This is a genomic window from Pontibacillus chungwhensis BH030062, assembly GCF_000770675.1.
Lineage (GTDB): Bacteria > Bacillota > Bacilli > Bacillales > BH030062 > Pontibacillus > Pontibacillus chungwhensis.
In genome coordinates this window covers 74,501-92,753 of record NZ_AVBG01000008.1, presented here as the reverse complement: position 1 = coordinate 92,753, position 18,253 = coordinate 74,501, and the positions used below count along the sequence as shown (strand labels likewise).

Annotated in this window: 16 protein-coding genes; 12 read left to right on the top strand and 4 right to left on the bottom strand. The window is 42.0% G+C overall.

Annotation, left to right across the window (positions count from 1 at the left end; genetic code table 11):
- Window positions 1–11: 11 nt before the first annotated feature.
- Complete coding sequence (locus N780_RS11550; RefSeq protein ID WP_036784055.1) at window positions 12–2,024, bottom strand: sigma 54-interacting transcriptional regulator; 2,013 nt, start codon at window positions 2,022–2,024, stop codon at window positions 12–14.
- Between the two features lie 156 nt (window positions 2,025–2,180).
- Here N780_RS11550 and yfcC point away from each other — a divergent pair, with 156 nt between their 5' ends.
- The 5 genes from yfcC to N780_RS11525 all read left to right on the top strand — a co-directional run bounded on the left by yfcC (window position 2,181) and on the right by N780_RS11525 (window position 8,246).
- Window positions 2,181–3,683, top strand: a complete 1,503-nt coding sequence (gene yfcC, locus N780_RS11545) for a putative basic amino acid antiporter YfcC (protein ID WP_052115034.1) — start codon at window positions 2,181–2,183, stop codon at window positions 3,681–3,683.
- A 24-nt stretch (window positions 3,684–3,707) separates the two neighbouring features.
- Window positions 3,708–4,877 (top strand): beta-aspartyl-peptidase, encoded by a 1,170-nt coding sequence (gene iadA, locus N780_RS11540; RefSeq protein WP_036784053.1) that lies wholly within the window; start codon window positions 3,708–3,710, stop codon window positions 4,875–4,877.
- A gap of 152 nt (window positions 4,878–5,029) precedes the next feature.
- Window positions 5,030–6,094 carry a PQQ-dependent sugar dehydrogenase gene (locus tag N780_RS11535; protein ID WP_036784051.1) on the top strand — a complete coding sequence of 355 codons (1,065 nt, stop codon included), beginning with the start codon at window positions 5,030–5,032 and terminating at the stop codon, window positions 6,092–6,094.
- A gap of 68 nt (window positions 6,095–6,162) precedes the next feature.
- A complete protein-coding gene (locus N780_RS20180; RefSeq protein ID WP_052115033.1) occupies window positions 6,163–6,717 on the top strand; it encodes a hypothetical protein in 555 nt (184 codons plus the stop codon).
- A gap of 155 nt (window positions 6,718–6,872) precedes the next feature.
- Window positions 6,873–8,246, top strand: a complete 1,374-nt coding sequence (locus N780_RS11525) for an alanine/glycine:cation symporter family protein (protein ID WP_052115032.1) — start codon at window positions 6,873–6,875, stop codon at window positions 8,244–8,246.
- 33 nt (window positions 8,247–8,279) lie between these two features.
- Here N780_RS11525 and nhaC read toward each other — a convergent pair whose 3' ends face one another.
- The 3 genes from nhaC to N780_RS19520 all read right to left on the bottom strand — a co-directional run bounded on the left by nhaC (window position 8,280) and on the right by N780_RS19520 (window position 11,248).
- A complete protein-coding gene (gene nhaC, locus N780_RS11520; protein WP_036784047.1) occupies window positions 8,280–9,704 on the bottom strand; it encodes a Na+/H+ antiporter NhaC in 1,425 nt (474 codons plus the stop codon).
- Window positions 9,705–9,927: 223 nt separating this feature from the next.
- Window positions 9,928–10,935, bottom strand: a complete 1,008-nt coding sequence (gene mreBH / locus N780_RS11515) for a rod-share determining protein MreBH (RefSeq protein WP_036784045.1) — start codon at window positions 10,933–10,935, stop codon at window positions 9,928–9,930.
- A gap of 178 nt (window positions 10,936–11,113) precedes the next feature.
- The gene (locus N780_RS19520) at window positions 11,114–11,248 is read right to left on the bottom strand and encodes a YflJ family protein (protein WP_084599544.1); all 135 of its coding nucleotides are present in this window, start codon (window positions 11,246–11,248) and stop codon (window positions 11,114–11,116) included.
- Between the two features lie 363 nt (window positions 11,249–11,611).
- Here N780_RS19520 and N780_RS11510 point away from each other — a divergent pair, with 363 nt between their 5' ends.
- From N780_RS11510 to N780_RS11480, 7 genes are all read left to right on the top strand, one after another.
- Window positions 11,612–12,364 carry a YkgJ family cysteine cluster protein gene (locus tag N780_RS11510; protein WP_036784042.1) on the top strand — a complete coding sequence of 251 codons (753 nt, stop codon included), beginning with the start codon at window positions 11,612–11,614 and terminating at the stop codon, window positions 12,362–12,364.
- Between the two features lie 288 nt (window positions 12,365–12,652).
- Window positions 12,653–13,387: a CAP domain-containing protein gene (locus N780_RS11505; RefSeq protein WP_036784039.1), complete on the top strand. Its 735-nt coding sequence runs from the start codon at window positions 12,653–12,655 to the stop codon at window positions 13,385–13,387.
- Window positions 13,388–13,499: 112 nt separating this feature from the next.
- On the top strand, window positions 13,500–13,952 hold the full coding sequence (locus N780_RS11500; protein ID WP_036784036.1) for a nucleoside deaminase: 453 nt from the start codon (window positions 13,500–13,502) through the stop codon (window positions 13,950–13,952).
- A gap of 206 nt (window positions 13,953–14,158) precedes the next feature.
- Window positions 14,159–14,656: a PTS sugar transporter subunit IIA gene (locus N780_RS11495; RefSeq protein WP_036784033.1), complete on the top strand. Its 498-nt coding sequence runs from the start codon at window positions 14,159–14,161 to the stop codon at window positions 14,654–14,656.
- A 106-nt stretch (window positions 14,657–14,762) separates the two neighbouring features.
- A complete protein-coding gene (locus N780_RS11490; RefSeq protein WP_036784030.1) occupies window positions 14,763–15,590 on the top strand; it encodes a PRD domain-containing protein in 828 nt (275 codons plus the stop codon).
- A gap of 218 nt (window positions 15,591–15,808) precedes the next feature.
- On the top strand, window positions 15,809–17,182 hold the full coding sequence (locus N780_RS11485) for a sucrose-specific PTS transporter subunit IIBC (protein ID WP_036784027.1): 1,374 nt from the start codon (window positions 15,809–15,811) through the stop codon (window positions 17,180–17,182).
- 113 nt (window positions 17,183–17,295) lie between these two features.
- Window positions 17,296–18,246 carry a carbohydrate kinase family protein gene (locus N780_RS11480; protein ID WP_036784024.1) on the top strand — a complete coding sequence of 317 codons (951 nt, stop codon included), beginning with the start codon at window positions 17,296–17,298 and terminating at the stop codon, window positions 18,244–18,246.
- The last annotated feature ends 7 nt before the right edge of the window (window positions 18,247–18,253 follow it).

The window sequence follows — 18,253 nt, the reverse complement described above, 5'->3', positions numbered from 1 at the left end:
TTACCTTTTCATTATAAGGATTGACTTTGTAAAAATGAAACGCCAGCATCGGTAATTGCTGTTCCTGATCGGCCTTTTCCAACTTGAATGTAACCTTTCTCTTGTAGCTTGTGGAGTCTCAATCGAACTTGTTGCTCGGATAGAGGTGTCCTTTGGGTAATTTTACTTCGACTTGCCCTGCCTTGATGTTGGTTGAGGTCATAGATGACTTGAAGGAGCTCGACTTGCTCTTGTTTCTCTACAATATCTTCAGTGGTGGCCTGCGTAGTTTCAGGTTGATAAGAAACGGGGTTTGGTAAATCATCGCTCTTTAATTCGTTGGATTCACGTACGGCAAGCATATAGGATATGGTATTCTTTAGTTCCCTGATATTGCCGTTCCAGGGATTCATCTTCAATTGATTCATTACTGGAGAGGAGATATGGATCTCTTCATGAGTTTGCTCCCTTATGAACGTGGCTGCGAGTTTAGGAATATCTCCAGTTCGCTCTCGTAACGGTGGCAAAGATAAAGTTAACACTTTTAGGCGATGATAGAGGTCTTCTCTGAACGCCCCTTGTTCAATGAGTTTGAGTAGGTCCTTGTTTGTTGCAGCAACAATGCGGACGTCTATCGGGATATTTTTATTTCCTCCTATACGGCGGATTTCCAACTCTTGAATGACACGGAGAAGTCTTGCTTGCATCTTCACGCTTACATCACCTATCTCATCGAGAAAAATGGTTCCTCCATCGGCTTGTTCGAATAGTCCCCTCTTGCCTCCCTTTTTAGCCCCAGTGAAAGCTCCTTCTTCGTATCCGAAAAGTTCACTCTCTAGTAAGTCTTCAGGTAAAGCGCTAAAGTTAACAGCTAGAAATGGTTGATATTTTCTCGATGAAACGTTGTGGATCGCATTTGCATACAGTTCTTTTCCTGTTCCGCTTTCTCCTTGGATTAGAACAGGGAGTTCCGTTTGGGCGAGGCGGTTCGCGATTTGCTTTGTTTTTAAAACGATTGGACTGTTACCGATGATATCGTCAAACGTATATTTAGCGATATAACCCTTTTGGAGGAGGTCGTGACGAGCTGCTTTTTGCATAGAGATGGTCTCGTCTGTATTCTTAAAAATAATAACGGTCGTATCTTCTTCGTTTAAATGGAAGCGATAAACCATCAAGTTCATTCCGTTAATGGTAAAGTAACGGCTTGTTTCATCGTTTTGAAAAATAAACGAGAGAAGAGAGTCTTGCTTAAAAATATATTGAATGTGTTTCCCAATCGCATGAACGGAAGGTACGCCAGTATACTGTTCAGCCACTTGATTAAAAACGGTAATTTTTCCTCTTGAATCAAAGGCAACGACCCCGTCATTCACTCCATCAACCACATGTTTCAAATGCTGGTTCAATAGAGTAGTCTGCTGGTTTACGAGAGAAAGATGGTGACTTAGTTCTATGATCTTTCTAGTATAGCGATCGGAAATCTCCCCACCTAAAGCTTCTTTAAGGTTAAAGTGCTCTAAAATCTCCATAAGGGTGGTAATGTCAATCAGGCGAACCCCGATGTTAATCTTCTGTGTAACTGAGTCAGGAATTAAATGCATCTCGCCAGGTGTAATGGCCGTTTTAATGGTTTGCTGTTCGGGGGTAAGTGTTTTGCCTGGATAATAAGGGACGTAATGGATGTGTTGGATTCCGATTTTCTGGAGTGTCTCGATTGATTCTTCTGCTGTTTGGGGGAAGTCATTAACGTATAAAACCCTCTCACCTTTTGGGAGTTCAAAAAGTTGATCGATATATTCATAGTTTGTGGTACGGCGAGCTACGATGACTTTACATCCTTGCCCTACTACGTGTTGAACTTCTTCATCTATGATAGCGGAAGAATAGATAACGAGTTGATCTGTTAGTATTCCTGGTAGCCAATCTTCGGAGGCATAGCTGTGTATGGTAATGAATTCTCCGAGGATATCGTTTAGCTGGCCTTGAAGCGTATTTTGTGTTTCGGTAGTTCCGGCTAATAAGACGAGCTCTTGTTTTCTCATTGAATTCTCCTTTTAGGTTGTTATTGGTTTAATTATAACACCCTGAAACGATCGGGTAAGAGATTATGAACCAATTCAGGCCAGAAAATTCAGATTATTGAGTTGGCATGATTTTTGCATCTGTTCTAGATAAGACCATTACAGGGAGGAATTAAAATGGAGAATGATCAAAGAGAACCAAAGAAAGGGATAACGGTGCCTCATACGTACGTTATTATCTTTTTTGTCGTTGTATTGGCAGCTGTTCTGACTTATGTGGTTCCAGCTGGTGTATTCGAGACAAAAGAGGTTACGTATGAGAAAGGTGGAGAAACCCAGACAGAAACGGTCCTGGTTCCGGATAGCTTCAGTTATGTTGAAGGAGAGCAGGAAGGAACAAGTTTATTTGAACCTGGAGGAGGCGCTGGTTTCTTAAACTACGTTTTTGAAGGACTCGTTTCAGGAAGTAAATGGGGATCTGCTGTTGGAGTTATCGCTTTTATTATCATTGTGGGGGGTGCTTTTGGAATTATCATTCGCACCCGTGCGATTGAAGAGGGTATTCTTTCTGTTATTGATAAAACGAAAGGGAAAGAAGGACTTGTTATTCCAATCTTATTCTTTCTCTTTTCTCTAGGTGGAGCAGTATTTGGTATGGGGGAAGAAGCAATAGCTTTTGCTATGATCCTCGTTCCTTTAGTTGTTGCACTTGGCTATGATGCAATAACAGGAGTCATGATTACGTATGTAGCAACTCAAATTGGGTTTGCAACTTCGTGGATGAACCCTTTTGGAGTAGCTATTGCTCAAGGTGTCGCGGGAGTTCCGGTATTCTCAGGTGCACCTTTTCGTATTGCGATGTGGGCATTTTTCACGCTGTTAGGAATTGCTTACACATGGTGGTACGCAAATAAGATTCGGAAGCAGCCAACTCGCTCGCTATCGTATCAATCTGACGAGTATTTTAGGGAAGACTTTAAATCAAAAGACTTGGATGTCCATTTTAAAACAGGCCACATTCTTGTCCTGTTCACTGTGTTAGCCGGTATTACATGGATTATTTGGGGCGTTGTAGAGCATGCTTACTATATTCCTGAGATCGCAAGCCAATTCTTCACTATGGGGCTTGTGGCAGGTATTATTGGAGTTCTCTTTAAATTAAATAACATGCGGGTTAACGACATTGCCGATGCTTTTGCTAGTGGGGCAAAAGATTTACTGCCGGCAGCATTAGTTGTAGGAATGGCGCAAGGAATTGTGATTATTTTAGGTGGAGATAACCCGGCTGAACCTTCTATTCTAAATACTATCTTGTATGGAGCGGGACAGTTATTTGACGGTGTAACTCCGGCTATTTCAGCTTGGTTTATGTATGTGTTCCAAACTGTATTTAATTTCTTCGTTGTGTCTGGTTCTGGACAGGCTGCATTAACGATGCCTCTTATGGCTCCGCTTGCTGAACTTGCAGGTGTTACAAAACAAGTTGCTGTACTTGCTTTCCAGCTAGGCGATGGTTTTGCGAATATTATTGTTCCAACCTCTGCGGCCCTTATGGGATCATTAGGGGCGGCGAGATTAGAGTGGGGGACATGGTTTAAGTTTGTTATTAAATTCTTCGTCGTACTATTTATCGGAGGATCCTTGTTTGTTATTGGAGCTTCTTTACTAAACTTTGTGTAGACAGCAGGAAAGGTGTGAGAATCTATGCTAACCCTTATTCAGAATGGTGAGGTATATGCGCCGCAATATATAGGAAAAAAAGACATTTTACTCGTAGATCAAAAAATCGGAGCGATTCAAGATTCGATCCCGGTTCCGGAGAACTTTGTAGATATGAAAGTCATGGATGCGACTGGAAAAAAAGTCGTTCCTGGTTTTATTGATTCCCATGTACACATTACAGGGGGTGGTGGTGAGGGTAGCTATAAGACTCGTACGCCAGAACTTCAGTTAACAGACGCTACGCTTGGAGGGATCACGACCCTTGTAGGTGTATTAGGGACAGATGGAACAACTCGAACAATGACGAACCTTGTTGCAAAGGCGAGAGCGTTGCGAGAGGAAGGGGTCAGTTGCTATGCTCATACAGGTTCCTATCAAGTGCCTGTGAAGACGTTGACGGGAAAGATTGAGGATGACCTCATTTTAATTGACCTGATTATTGGGGCCGGCGAAATTGCAATAGCTGATCATCGCTCTTCTCAACCTACTGTTGAAGAATTGGCCAAAATTGCTTCACAAGCGCGAATTGGTGGGATACTTTCTGGTAAGGCTGGGATTGTGAATGTTCACGTCGGTGATAGTAAAGACGGAGTCTCGATCCTAGAAGAAATTGCAGAAGGAACGGATATTCCGATTAAACAATTCTATCCGACCCATATGAACCGGAATCCGCATTTATTTGAAGCAGGTATTCAATACGCGCTGAAAGGTGGCTATGTTGATTTTACAACAAGTACCATTCCAAAGTTCCTTGAAGAGGGAGAAGTGAAATGTGGACGTGCGCTAAAAAGAATGCTAGAAGCGGAGGTTCCTGTAGAACAGATCACGTTTACTTCAGACGGTCAGGCAAGCTTACCTGACTTTGACGCAAATGGTGAATTTATTGGCTTGAAGTTAGGGAAAGTAGATACGCTTTATAAAGCGGTGAAAGAAGCGATAATAGAGGAAGGCATTGATCTAGAAACAGCCATCCGAACGATTACGAGTAACCCAGCTCATATTCTGAAGCTTACTCATAAAGGGGAGCTTTCAAAAGGCAAAGATGCAGATCTTGTTTTGCTTGATGAGGATCTTCAAGTGGATACGGTATTTGCCCTTGGTAGGCTTATGGTTGAAGGAAAAGAAGCGATTGTTAAGGGTACGTTTGAATAGACCGAAATTATTTTGCAGTTTTTACGATAAAACGACCAGGGGATGTTTCCTGGTCGTTTTTTTGGTGGTTTGTGAAACTCTGTAGAATGCGGGGTCTAATTTGGTCAGTTATGGGGAAACGTGTAAGTAAAAGGACGGAAGGGATCGATCAAATGAAATACATTTTAATGGGAATGACTGCCCTAACATTAGTTGCGTGTCAGGCGGATGAAAAAAAACAAGAAGCTGAACCTGTTACGAACGATCAAATGGAAAGAGGAGAGGTCATTGCCAAGAACCTTGATGTGCCCTGGGATATCAATAAGGTGGGGGATTCGTTTTATATTAGCGAACGCAGTGGAACGATTGTGAAAGTCCAAGAAGATGGAGCGAAAGATGAGATGCCCCTTCAATTAGATAAGCCAGTTGTTCAACAGGGAGAAGGCGGTCTGCTCGGATTTGTGCTTCACCCTGATTTTGATAATAACCGTTTAGCGTTTCTGTACCATACGTATGAAGCTCAGGGGCGTTTTAACCGAGTGATTACGGTGAAACTTGAGGGTGACACTTGGAAGGAGCAAGGTGTTCTGATTAATCGAATTCCAGGTAGTAATATTCATAATGGAGGACGCTTAGAGATTGGACCTGATCAGCTCCTATATATTTCTACAGGGGACGCTGCGAATGAAAGTAGTGCGCAGGATCGAAATAGCCTTGCAGGTAAAATTTTGCGCATGAATCTTGACGGTTCAATCCCTTCAGATAATCCTTTTGCTAACTCGTACATATACAGCTACGGCCATCGTAACCCACAAGGAATGACATGGTCTGAGGATGGTACGATGTATGCTGCTGAGCATGGCTCTAGAGCTTATGATGAAATTAATCTCATTAAACCAGGTTCAAACTATGGCTGGCCTGTCATTCGCGGGGATGAACAGAAAGCTGGTATGGAGAAACCGTTATTTCACTCTGGAAAAGACACTTGGGCGCCTTCAGGCTTGAGATACTATAACGAAAAGCTCTATATGGCGGGGTTGCGAGGGGAACAGATACGGGCCTTCGATTTAAAGAAAGGAACGTCTCGCATCTATAAAGATGGGGTTGGTCGTATACGCGACTTGATTATAGAAGAAAATGTTCTGTACTTTGTAACGAATAATACGGATGGAAGGGGCACGCCAGAACCTGATGACGACAAACTCTACCGTACTGATTTAAAGGATCGCTCACAGTAAAGTGTCACATTCACCCAGTCAAAAGAATACACTAACATCGACTTAAGAAACATAAAGGGGAGATAAATGTGTATCAACAGCAACCATTTAATATGCAAATGCCACAGCAAGGCATGGGCCAAGGAAACGGAATGCAAATGCCACAGCAAGGCATGGGCCAAGGAAACGGAATGCAAATGCCACAGCCGGGCATGGGTCAAGGAAACGGAATGCAAATGCCACAGCAGGGCATGGGTCAAGGAAATGGAATGCAAATGCCACAGCAGGGCATGGGGCAAGGTGGAGGCATGTCACCTTCTCAAAATATGAGTGTGAAAGATAAGCAAAACCAAGCGAAGAGTCACATGCATTACTTTGTAATCATCGAAATGCAGGATGGTGCTCAGTATGAAGGGATTATTGATGAAGTAGATAAAGAAAATGTCTACATGCTTGTTCCAATGGGTGATGATGAAGATGATGAATCACCAGATGAGCGCCAGTTTGGATATGGCGGTTATGGTGGTTACGGAGGATACGGTGGTGGTTATGGATATGGTTATCCAAGACGCTTCCGACGATTTAGAAGATACCGTTTCCCGTTCTTCGGAATTGGTCGTCTGTTCTATCCATTCTTCTTTTAATCAAACGTTTGATCAATAATGGAAGAGGTCCTATAAATGGGCCTCTTTTTTATATGATTCCACCTCCCATAAATTACTGTCTACCCCCAGTGGAAAATGTCTTGCTGTAAAACGCTTGCACGTAATATACTCTTCTATAGTATTATGCGTGAATAATGAAAAGAGATCGAGAGGAATACATTGTGGAATTTCTAACAACTACATTTGAGCAGATTAACAGTTTTTTATGGGGGCCGGTTATGCTCCTTTTTTTACTTGGAACAGGTCTGTGGTTAACGATACAGCTTGGTTTCATTCAAGTTCGCTTTTTAGGGGAAGGATTTAAGCGTACGTTTGCCCCTTTGTTTAAAAAGCAGGAGGAAGACGGTATTAATTCGTTTAAGGCACTCGCTACATCCATTTCAGCGCAAGTTGGTACAGGAAACCTCGCTGGTGTAGCAACGGCGATTGCTGCTGGTGGTCCCGGGGCAATTTTCTGGATGTGGATTAGTTCTTTCTTTGGAATGGCGACAATCTTTGCTGAAGCGGTGCTTTCGCAAGTGTATAAAGTGAAAAAAGGGGATCAGGTGTATGGTGGTCCTGCTTATTATATAAGAGATGGTCTAGGCAGTCGCTGGCTTGCAGGCTTTTTCGCGATTGCGATTATTTTCGCGTTAGGGTTTGTGGGGAACATGGTTCAATCCAATGCGATTACTGTAGCTATGAACGAAGCAATCGGAAATCATTCTCAATTCTTTAATGTGACCTTGGGCTTGTTCATTGCCTTCTTTGTTGGGCTCATTCTATTTGGAGGAATTAGCCGTATTTCAACATTCGCTGGGAATGTTGTTCCTGTGATGGCGCTCCTTTATATCATAGGAAGTCTTGTTATCTTGTTCTTGCATGCTGATCAGGTCATTCCGACTTTAAAGTTGATTGTTCAATCAGCTATTAGCCCGGAAGCTGCAGGTGGTGGTGTACTTGGAGCGACGATTAAAGAAGCGGTGCGTTATGGAATTGCGCGTGGGTTATTTTCAAACGAAGCAGGTATGGGTTCAACACCACATGCTCATGCTGTTGCAAACGTGAAACACCCAGCCCAACAAGGGTTAGTTGCGATGGTCGGTGTATTTATTGATACTGTTGTTATTTGTACGTTAACGGCTATGGTCGTGCTATTAACAGATGCTCATAAATCTGGGTTAGAAGCGAGTGCGATTACTCAAGAGGGGTTTGCACGAGGCTTGGGTTCATTTGGAACTCCGTTTATCGCGATCTGTTTACTTTTCTTTGCATTTACAACAATCCTTGGATGGGCTTATTTCGGCGAAGTGAATGTAAAGTTTCTGTTTGGAGAAAAAGGTGTTCCGTTTTACAGAAGTATTGTTTTAACTTGCATTGTATTGGGAGCTCTCGTTCAAGTTGATTTTGTTTGGGAAATGGCTGATACGTTTAACGCTTTAATGGTCATTCCAAACATTCTTGCTCTCCTTGGCTTAACGAAAATGATTAAAAAAACATGGAAGACTTACTTACATGACTTCCGCTAGATGGTAAAAGGGGGACAGGCCCCCTGTAGCGTGTTAACGTGCTACAGGGAACCTGTCCCCTTCTTGTTGTTCGCCTTGCTCTGATTGAGAGTCTGCTTTTGTAATAGAGATCCCGGTGTACCCGTAGAATAAGTTGATGCCGATCACGAGATAAGCAAAGAAGATAAATGGGATGAAGCTATATGGGCTAACGTTTGTAATATTGCTAACAAACAGGGCCGTGACTCCCCATGGAACTAAGTTGATTCCCACCGTACCAGCTGCTTCCACGGTACGAGATAAGTTCTTCGGGTGAACCCCTTGTTTCTCATATGCTTCAGCCATTGCACGGGATGGGAGAATTACTGACAAGTATTGCTCACCACTTGTAAAGGCAACAACGAGCGTTGAGAGAACTGTGCGTAACACGAGTGACCCTGTGGATTGAATCGTATTGACGATGCGATTTAATAGAACTGTGAAGATTCCTGTTCCTTCAAGGACACCGCCAAGTGCTGTTGCAGCAATAATTAAACCGATTGTTGGAAGCATGGATGTCACGCCTCCGCCTTGATCGAATAAAGCATTTAATGTCTCTGAACTTGTGCTTGGAGCGAAGCCATCTGTCATAGCGCCCATAATCTGAGCAAGTGAACTGCCTTGAACGAAGAAGGCCACGATTCCTCCAATCACGCTCACGATCACAAGGGAAGGCACTGCTGGCAATCGCTTCACGATTAAGACAATCGTAATAACTGGTAGAGCCAGAAGTAATGGGTGAATGGTGAACGTGTCAGTTAGGCCGCTCATAATGGAAGAGATCTTCTCTGATTGAGCGGCGCCTCCTCCTGCGTTTAAACCAAGGAACCAGAATAAAATTAAACTAATACCAAATGCAGGGATCGTATCCCAGAGCATATGTCGCACGTGATCAAAAAGGTTTACCCCAACCATAGCCGGAGCAATATTGGTTGTATCGGATAGTGGTGAAATCTTGTCACCAAAGAATGCGCCTGATACTAATGCGCCGACGATATAAGGGTCTGGTATTCCCATACCGGCTCCGATTGCCATGAATGCTACACCCACTGTAGCAATGGCGGTGAATGAACTTCCGAGTGTAATGGCCACCACACCTGTTGTTAAGGCAATGGTAGGAAGGAATAGACTCGGTTTAATAAATTCTAATCCGTAATAGATAATGGAAGGGATCGTACCGCTTAGCATCCACGATCCAACGATGGTACCAATAATAAATAGGATGAAAATAGCAGGTAAAGCCCTGGAGACTCCGTTTTTCATATATTCTTGTAGCTCGTCCCATGAGTTGCCTGTAATCATTCCAACGATACTCGTAGCAACAATTCCAATGATTAAGGGAAGGAACATGCCCAACTCATTCGGAATGGAGTACGCGGCCGCTGCAATAAGGGCAGCTGGCGGGAACAGAGCTAGTAGAAAGCTAGGTTGTTTATTCATAGAGTGCAATCCTTTCATAGTGAAAAATCTAAGATGTATACAATTCGCTTTAACGCTTTTATGCTTTTATGCTTTTACTTACTAAAATATTTTACGTGCATCGGTCGGTGATGTCAACACGAGTATGAAAAGAGTGGGCATGACAGGAAATGGAAGAGTATGGCCTAAAAGCTCCAACCCAAAACAAAAAGGCTGTCCTACCATTAGTAGGACAGCCTTTTTGTTATTTTGCAGCTTTTTGAAGTTTTTGGATCATTTGTAAGGAACGGCCTGTGCCGATTGCAACAGATTCCAATGGGTTTGGAGCAAGGTGAACAGGAACAGAGATCTCACTGCTTAACCATTCTTCCATACCATTTAATAAGGCACCTCCGCCTGTAATGACAACGCCGTGGTCTACAATATCACCGCTTAGTTCAGGTGGGCAATCTTCTAGCGTGGCGCGGACGGTTTCAAGAATGTTTTCAAGGTTTTCGCGTAAGGCAGATTGGACTTCTCCTGAGCTAAGTGTAATCGTCTTAGGTAAGCCAGTTACCATATCGCGGCCTCGTACTTCCATCGTTATTTCTTCGTGATCGACTAGTGCATAGCCGATGTTGATTTTAATCTCTTCAGCTGTTCGTTCACCGATCAGTACATTGTAGTTTCGGCGTACGTGTTGGACGATTTCTTCATCCATTGTGTCTCCGCCATTTCGAACCGAGCGGCAAGATACGACGCCACCAAAGGAGATAATGGCTACTTCGCTTGTACCACCACCGATATCAAGCACAACGTTTGCGACAGGGTCACTTACAGGAAGGTCAGCACCAATTGCTGCTGCTACAGGCTCTTCAATTAAGTGAACATGTTTTGCGCCGTAACTTTTTACAGCGTTATGGATCGCTCGACGTTCCACCGATGTAGAACCAGACGGTGTGCAAATGACTACGTTCGGTTTACGCATAGAAAGGCCCATCTTCTTACTGACCTTTTTAAGCATTTCTTTTAACATTTGTGCGGTAATGTCATAGTCCGCAATAACGCCTTCTCGAAGAGGGCGGATCGGGATTACGTTCTTAGGAGTTTTCCCGACCATTTGTTTCGCTTCTTTTCCGACAGCTAAAACATTTTTAGTTTCTGTATCAATAGCTACAACAGAGGGTTCGTTTAAAACAATCCCTTTATTTTTAGAATAGATTAAAACGTTCGCAGTACCTAAATCAATACCAATTTCTGCATTAGAAAACATGTGTAGCGTTCCTCCAATGATGTATTTCTTCCTATAGGTATTCTCCTATAGACCAAGTTTTATGGGGGTGTCAGACGTCGTGATTTGTGCACAATATATTCCAATGGCTAATGAAGGATGAGGTTATTTAAACATAAAAAAACAGAGAGCGCGAGGACTCTCTGTTTTTCAAGCAACCTTACTTAGCAACTTTGCCGAAGTATAGGTTTGCAAGAATGTGCTTTTTATAGCTTTCAAGCTTGCGGCCTTCGTAACGGCTCATGCCAGCTTTTTTAAGTTCGTTAACATACCAACCTTTGCTTCCGATATGCATGGCTAACATCCTTTCTTCTATAGCATTTAATAAAGAGCATTAATCATCGTTGTCATTGTACCATCTTTCCCAAGCTAGTGAAAGGGTATCCCTTTATTTTTTTGGTCGTGTTTATGTTTACTCTTGTTTTTATTCGTTTCATATATCCTCCATATATGTGAAAGGCTTGAAGCTGGGACTTGGTTGAGGACGTTCCGTTTATTGAGGGAAGTTTGTCTTTGGGGCGCCTTCTCCCTTTTTAAAGGAGGTTACAAAATATGGATGGTGTTTCAGGGTGTTTGAATTCCCCTTTAAACTAGTACAAATGTAAGAGCTGATGTTAAACTATTGTGAGTAGGTAAGGTTTAGGAAAGGGTGTAAGGTGTGACATCACAGCACTATTTGTCATATGAAGACATTTTAAAACGTATTGAATCGTTAAATGAACAGTACGAGTTAAATGATAGATATTTTGCTTCGATTACGGATCAGCTATTGGCGAGTGAACGGTCGGCTGATGAGATTATAATGGATGGGTTTCAGCAATTTCTTCAACAAGTTAATGAAGAAATGAGCAACATGGAACAATTCATGGATGTTAAAGCTTCTTGTTTTATGGGATGTGCGTTTTGTTGTTACTTCCCAATTATTATTACCGAACTTGAAGCAAAAACAATGAAGCGGATCATTGATCATTGGCCAGCGGATCGTAAGCAGCGTATTATGGATCATTTGAAAAAGTGGCAGGCTAATTATAAGGAAGAAATTGAACATGTTACGTCCATTGATCACGAGAATGACCCTGAGTTTAAGAAGAAATACATTGCTTCACAGGTTCCTTGTCCAATGTTAGATACAGAGAGTAACATGTGTATGGCTTATGAAATCAGGCCAATCCCGTGCCGAACGTATGTGAACTATGCAGATCCACAGGTTTGTGCGGATAACTATATGCCAAAGGAAACGATTAGTTATGAATTCCTTTATGACTTTTATATGGGTTCATTAAATGAGGTTCTTCAAGAACTGTATGAAGACGGAGAAGAGATGTTTATAGACTATCCGTCAGACGTTTGGAACTATGACTATCTTGCGAACTGGGCCAAGCAATGGATCTCAGAAGAACAACAGAAATAATGTAACAACAAGTTTACAAAGCCTCCCTTAATGTTACAAGGGAGGCTTTCTTTTATAGACGTCAATAGCAATTCCTTTAAAAATTATACTATTATAGGTTATATATGGAATGGATTTGAAGCCCGTTTCTATCTGTATTTTAGTTCGGAATATCAATAATTGAGTCCTTTTTCGATAATAGAAATTCGTTTCGATATCCTCTCGTGTAAATCTATACCAAAAATATTACATAAAATCCGGTGGTATGATGAATGTGTTCCAAACAAGAACTCTACAGGAGGAGATTACATGTTTAAGAAAGTTACGATTACTACTGCTCTTGCAGCATCTCTTATGGCAGGAGGCGTGATGCAATCTGACGCACATGCACAGTCTCAAGATTCATTTAAGACGAAGACGTTCCAATTAGAAAGTGGACAACAAGTCAGCCAAGAACAAGTAAATCAATGGATGAACGATTTTCTATCAAACTATGAAATAAAATGGAATCAAACAAATGAACAACCAATAGAAAAACCTCAACAAGAGAAGCCTGAGCAACAAGAGGAAGCAACACCTGCACCTGCTAAACAGCAAGCACCGGCTCCGCAACAACAAGAGCCTACCCAAACTCAAAAGCAACAGGAGCAACAACAAGCAAATGCACTCAGTCAGTTTGAGCAGAAAGTGGTTGAACTGACAAACGAAGAGCGTGCAGCACAGGGCTTAGAACCGCTTGAGATTGATAAAGAGTTGAGTAATGTAGCCGAGAAAAAGTCTCAAGATATGGCCCAAAATGGCTACTTCTCTCATGATAGTCCAACGTACGGTTCTCCATTTGATATGATGAAACAATTTGGTATTGAATATCGCACAGCAGGTGAAAACATTGCTAAAGGGCAACAAACCCCTCAAGAAGTGGTGGATGCTTGGATGAATAGTGAAGGTCATCGTGCAAATATCCTAAACGAAAACTATACACACATTGGTGTTGGTTTCGTTGAGAACGGTAATGTATGGACACAACAATTTATTGGAAAGTAAGATCTCTTCGTGCTCCAGGTTATTATGCCTGGAGCATTTTTTGTGCCAATCAGGATACTTTAATAGAGAAAGAACGGGTACATAATATGAAAAGGGAAAAGGAGGCGTAGATATGGATCCTATAACAAGAGCTTTAGAGTTAGCAGTTCAGAACGTGAGCGAAGGTGGAACGCCGTTCGGGGCAGTTCTTGTAAAAGGGAATGAAATTGTAGCGGAAGATGTAAATCGTACACACCAAAGGTACGATGTTAGTGCACATGCGGAAATGGAAGCTATACGTAGGGCGCAAGAGAAGTTGGGACAAACAGATCTTAAAGGTTGTGTGATGTACGCAAGTGGCGAGCCTTGTCCAATGTGTTTAACAGCTATGTATTTCGCCGGCATAGAGAAAGTGTTCTACGCTCAAACGATTGTTGAAGCTGAAGAAGCAGGGCTTGGTTTATCTAAACACGTTTATATGGAGTTATCAAAACCTAAAGAACAACGCTCGATTGATATGGTGCACGTCCCGATTAGCAATTCAGACTTTGATGCGATGGGTTACTATAAAAAAGAAAATGGTTAATCACATGTGGATCGGGTATATTCATTGTATAAGGTAAACTACGTTACAACTTCTTGACAATCCATATGGATCCGTTTACTCTTAAAAGTAAACATATAACTTGGATTGTGACTGACTCGATCAGGCAAGACCTAAAACGTAGATAGCCTCTACCCGTTTTAGGTCTTTTTAATTTCATAAAATATTCTGAAAAAGGGTGACCTAATATGTTAAAGAAATTATTCGGTAAAAAAGACAAAGTATCAGAAGAAGTACTAGTAGCTCCACTAAACGGTAAGGTGCTAGACCTTGAAGAAGTACCAGACCCTGTTTTCTCTCAAAAAATGATGGGTGAAGGACTGGCAATTGAACCTGCTGATGGTAACGTTGTAGCACCAATCGCTGGTGAAATTGTTCAATTATTCCCAACCAAGCACGCAATTGGCATCAAGACAGAAGGTGGACTAGAAGTACTTATTCACATTGGTCTTGAGACTGTTAGCATGGAAGGTGACGGTTTCGAAGGTCACGTAGAAGTTGGGGATAAAGTGAAGCCAGGTGACTCTCTAATTACGTTCGATATGGATAAAGTAAAAGAAAAAGCTAAGAGCACTATTACACCAGTGATCATCACAAACAGTGATGAAGTTGAGAATATGGAGCGCTTAAATAGCGGTGAAGCAACAAAAGGTGAAACTGAACTACTAAAAGTAACCGTAAAATAATACACTAGCCGTCATTTGCTCCAACAAAAGTTGTGTTTATCATGGAAAACTGCCATGATAAACACAACCTTTTATTTTTAAGAAACGTATAGGAGGTGGCGGCGATATGAAAATTAACAAAATCCTAAATAATAATGCGGTAGTCGTTAAAGAAGATGAACAGGAAAAGATTGTCATGGGAGCAGGGATTGCCTTCCAAAAATCCAAGAATGATGTGATTAGCCAATCAAAGATTGAGAAGATCTTCGTGATGTCTGAAGGGAATAAGAAATTCCAGGAACTGTTGAAAACGCTGCCTGAAGACGTTATAGAATTAGCAGAAGAGATTATCAGCTATGCGGAGGGCTTTTTGAAAGTACCGCTTAGTAACCATATTCACATCTCTCTAACCGATCATATCTCCTTCGCAGTAGAGCGTTTAAGACAAGGCTTCCGAATTCAGAACAAGCTTATTACAGAAATTAAAACCCTTTATGCTCAAGAATTCTCAATAGGTTTGTGGGCAATTGACTTGATTGAGAAGAGGACAGGGGTTCCGATTCCTGAGGATGAAGCAGCCCATATTGCCTTGCACATTCATACGGCAAAGCTTGGAGCAAGTACGATGGAGAATACGATGAAGCATACAACGATGATTAATGAAATGATCGGTGTATTAGAAGAAGAGTCAGGCTCAAGTGTAGATCCTGAAGGGATTTCTCACCAGCGCATGGTAACGCATCTTCACTTCGCTTTAAATCGTATAGAAACAGGTGAACCATTTCACGATATGGACCCGGATATGCTTGATCTCATTCGAACAAAGTATGAAGGGGCTTTTGTGTTGTCTCAGAAGATGGCCAAATTTATTAAAAAAGAGTATGAAATCACATTCCCTGATTCCGAAATCGGCTATATTGCTCTTCACATCCAGCGAGTACTAGAACGTACCTAGACTGGAAAGGATTTTTAAGATAAAAGTATTGCATCTGGACAACGCTTACACTACAATGGTGATACAAACTAATAAAGCAGGATTGTTACTGTTTTGGCAGGCAAGACCTAAAGTGTTTACAAGGGACAAGTGTACCCTTTGTAGATGGTTTAGGTCTTGCCTTTTTTATATTTTAGAAACGGTTTGGTTAACCTATATTGAAAAGGGAGGAAAGCAACATGAACTACAAAGATATAGCAGAGAAGTTAGTTCCGTTGTTAGGTGGAAAGGATAACGTGGTTAGCGCGACTCACTGTGCAACACGTCTTCGCTTGGTGATTAGTGACGAAAGCCAAGTTGACCAATCTGCCATTGAAGATCTTGATGGGGTTAAAGGGGCCTTCTCAAGCTCAGGTCAATATCAAATTATATTCGGTACAGGAATCGTCAACAAAGTGTTCCAACCATTTGCAAAAGAATTAGGCATTGAGCAAGGTGAGCAAAAAGAAGGTGTCGATCATAAAGAGGCAGCTAAGCAAAACATGAATCCATTTGCTCGTTTCGCTCGTATGCTTTCAAATATCTTCGTCCCAATCATCCCGGCGATTGTAGCCAGTGGTATGTTAATGGGTCTTCTTGGTTTAATGAAGGCTTATGAGTGGGGAGATCCAGATGGCGCGGTCTTCACTATGTTAGATATGTTCTCTTCTGCAGCCTTTATTATCTTACCGATTCTAATTGGTTTTAGTGCAGCGAGGGAGTTTGGGGCCACCCCATATCTAGGTGCTGTTATTGGTGGTATTATGACGCACCCAGCCTTATTGAACGCTTGGAATTCAGGAACAGCTGATATTCCTACGATGGATTTCTTCGGCTTTTCCATTGAAATGTTAGGGTATCAAGGAACCGTAATCCCGGTATTATTAACTGTATATATCATGAGTGTACTAGAAAAGAATATCCGCAAAGTGGTTCCAGGAGTTGTTGACTTACTTGTTACACCATTCTTAACGGTTATTCTAACTGGTTTTGCAGCATTGCTTATCGTTGGACCAGCAGGACGCCTACTTGGTTCTGGAATTACGACTGCTCTAGATGCTGTTTATGGTACAGCTCAAGGAGCAGCTGGTCTAGTATTTGGTGGTACGTACTCTCTAATTGTACTAACTGGTGTACACCACAGCTTCCACGCGATTGAAGCAGAGCTTTTAACCAAAGCAGGTAACTACCTTCTACCAATCTGGGCGATGGCAAACGTAGCTCAAGGTGGGGCTGGTCTAGCTGTATTCTTCAGAACAAAGAACAAAAAAACAAAAGAAATTGCACTTCCAGGTGCTGTATCTGCATTCCTTGGTGTAACAGAGCCTGTTATTTTCGGTGTTAACTTAAAACACCGTCGACCATTTATCGGTGCGATGATCGGTGGTGCTCTGGGTGGCTTCTACGTTACTTTCACCGGTGTAATTGCAAACGGTATTGGATTAACAGGTCTGCCAATGATTGCTTTAACAACAGGTTCAGACACACTGAACTATTGTATAGGTCTTGTTATTGCAATCGGTGGTGCTTTCCTAGCAACATTACTGCTCGGCTGGAAAGAAGAGAAAAAATAGAACAAATGAACAAGAAGTCAGGCCCGGTTGCCTGACTTCTTTTATTCATGTAGGACATAAGAGTTCGTTTTTGGTAATCTTTAAGTATGGAACTTGTGAAGGGAGATAGAACCATGACAAAAGGAATTATTAGTTTGGGAGAAGCACTAATCGACTTTATCCCACTAACAAGTGAGAACATTGAATATCAGAAAAGCCCAGGTGGCGCCCCGGCTAACGTTGCAGTAGGTTTGGCGCGTTTAGGAGCGAAATCAACATTTTTAGGTAAGGTAGGGGATGACTCGTTAGGTCACTTTCTGAAAGATACTCTTACTTCTTATGGTGTGAAAACAGATGGCATGACCTTTACTCAAGACGTACGAACAGGTGTCGTGTTTGTATCTCTTGCAGCTAATGGAGAGCGTAGTTTTGAATTCTTCATTAATCCAAGTGCGGATCAGATGCTTCACGTAGATGATGTAGAAGAATCTTTATTTGATGAACATCGCGTTCTTCACTTCGGAACGATTTCGATGATTAATGAACCTGCTAAGCAAGCAACGAAGCACGCCGTGCAGGTAGCTCGTGAAAAAGGCATGATTGTATCCTTTGATCCAAACCTGCGTATGAGCTTGTGGTCGTCTGAAGACCAGGCGAAAGAAGCAATTGTTTCTATGCTTGACCAGGTAGATGTACTGAAAGTTTCAGAAGAAGAACTTGAATTCATTACATGTGAGAAAGACATTGAAGCTGGGATCAAGCAAGTGAACGAGAAGCACGATATTCCGTTTATGCTTGTAACACTTGGTGGAGAAGGTAGTTACGTGGTTACCAATGGAGAGATCGCTAAAGTGGACGCTATGAAAGTAAATGCGGTTGATACAACTGGTGCTGGAGATGCCTTCGTGTCAGGGATCCTTTATGCAATTAATGAAACGGATGTTTCTATGAAAGAGCTAACTATTGAACAAGCTGTAGAGATGGCGAAGATGGCCAGCGTATCGGGTGCCCTCGCAGCCTCGACTAAAGGTGCTATGACAGCTTTACCAACCATTGAACAAGTTAAACAACATTTATCTTCCTAAGGAGGGA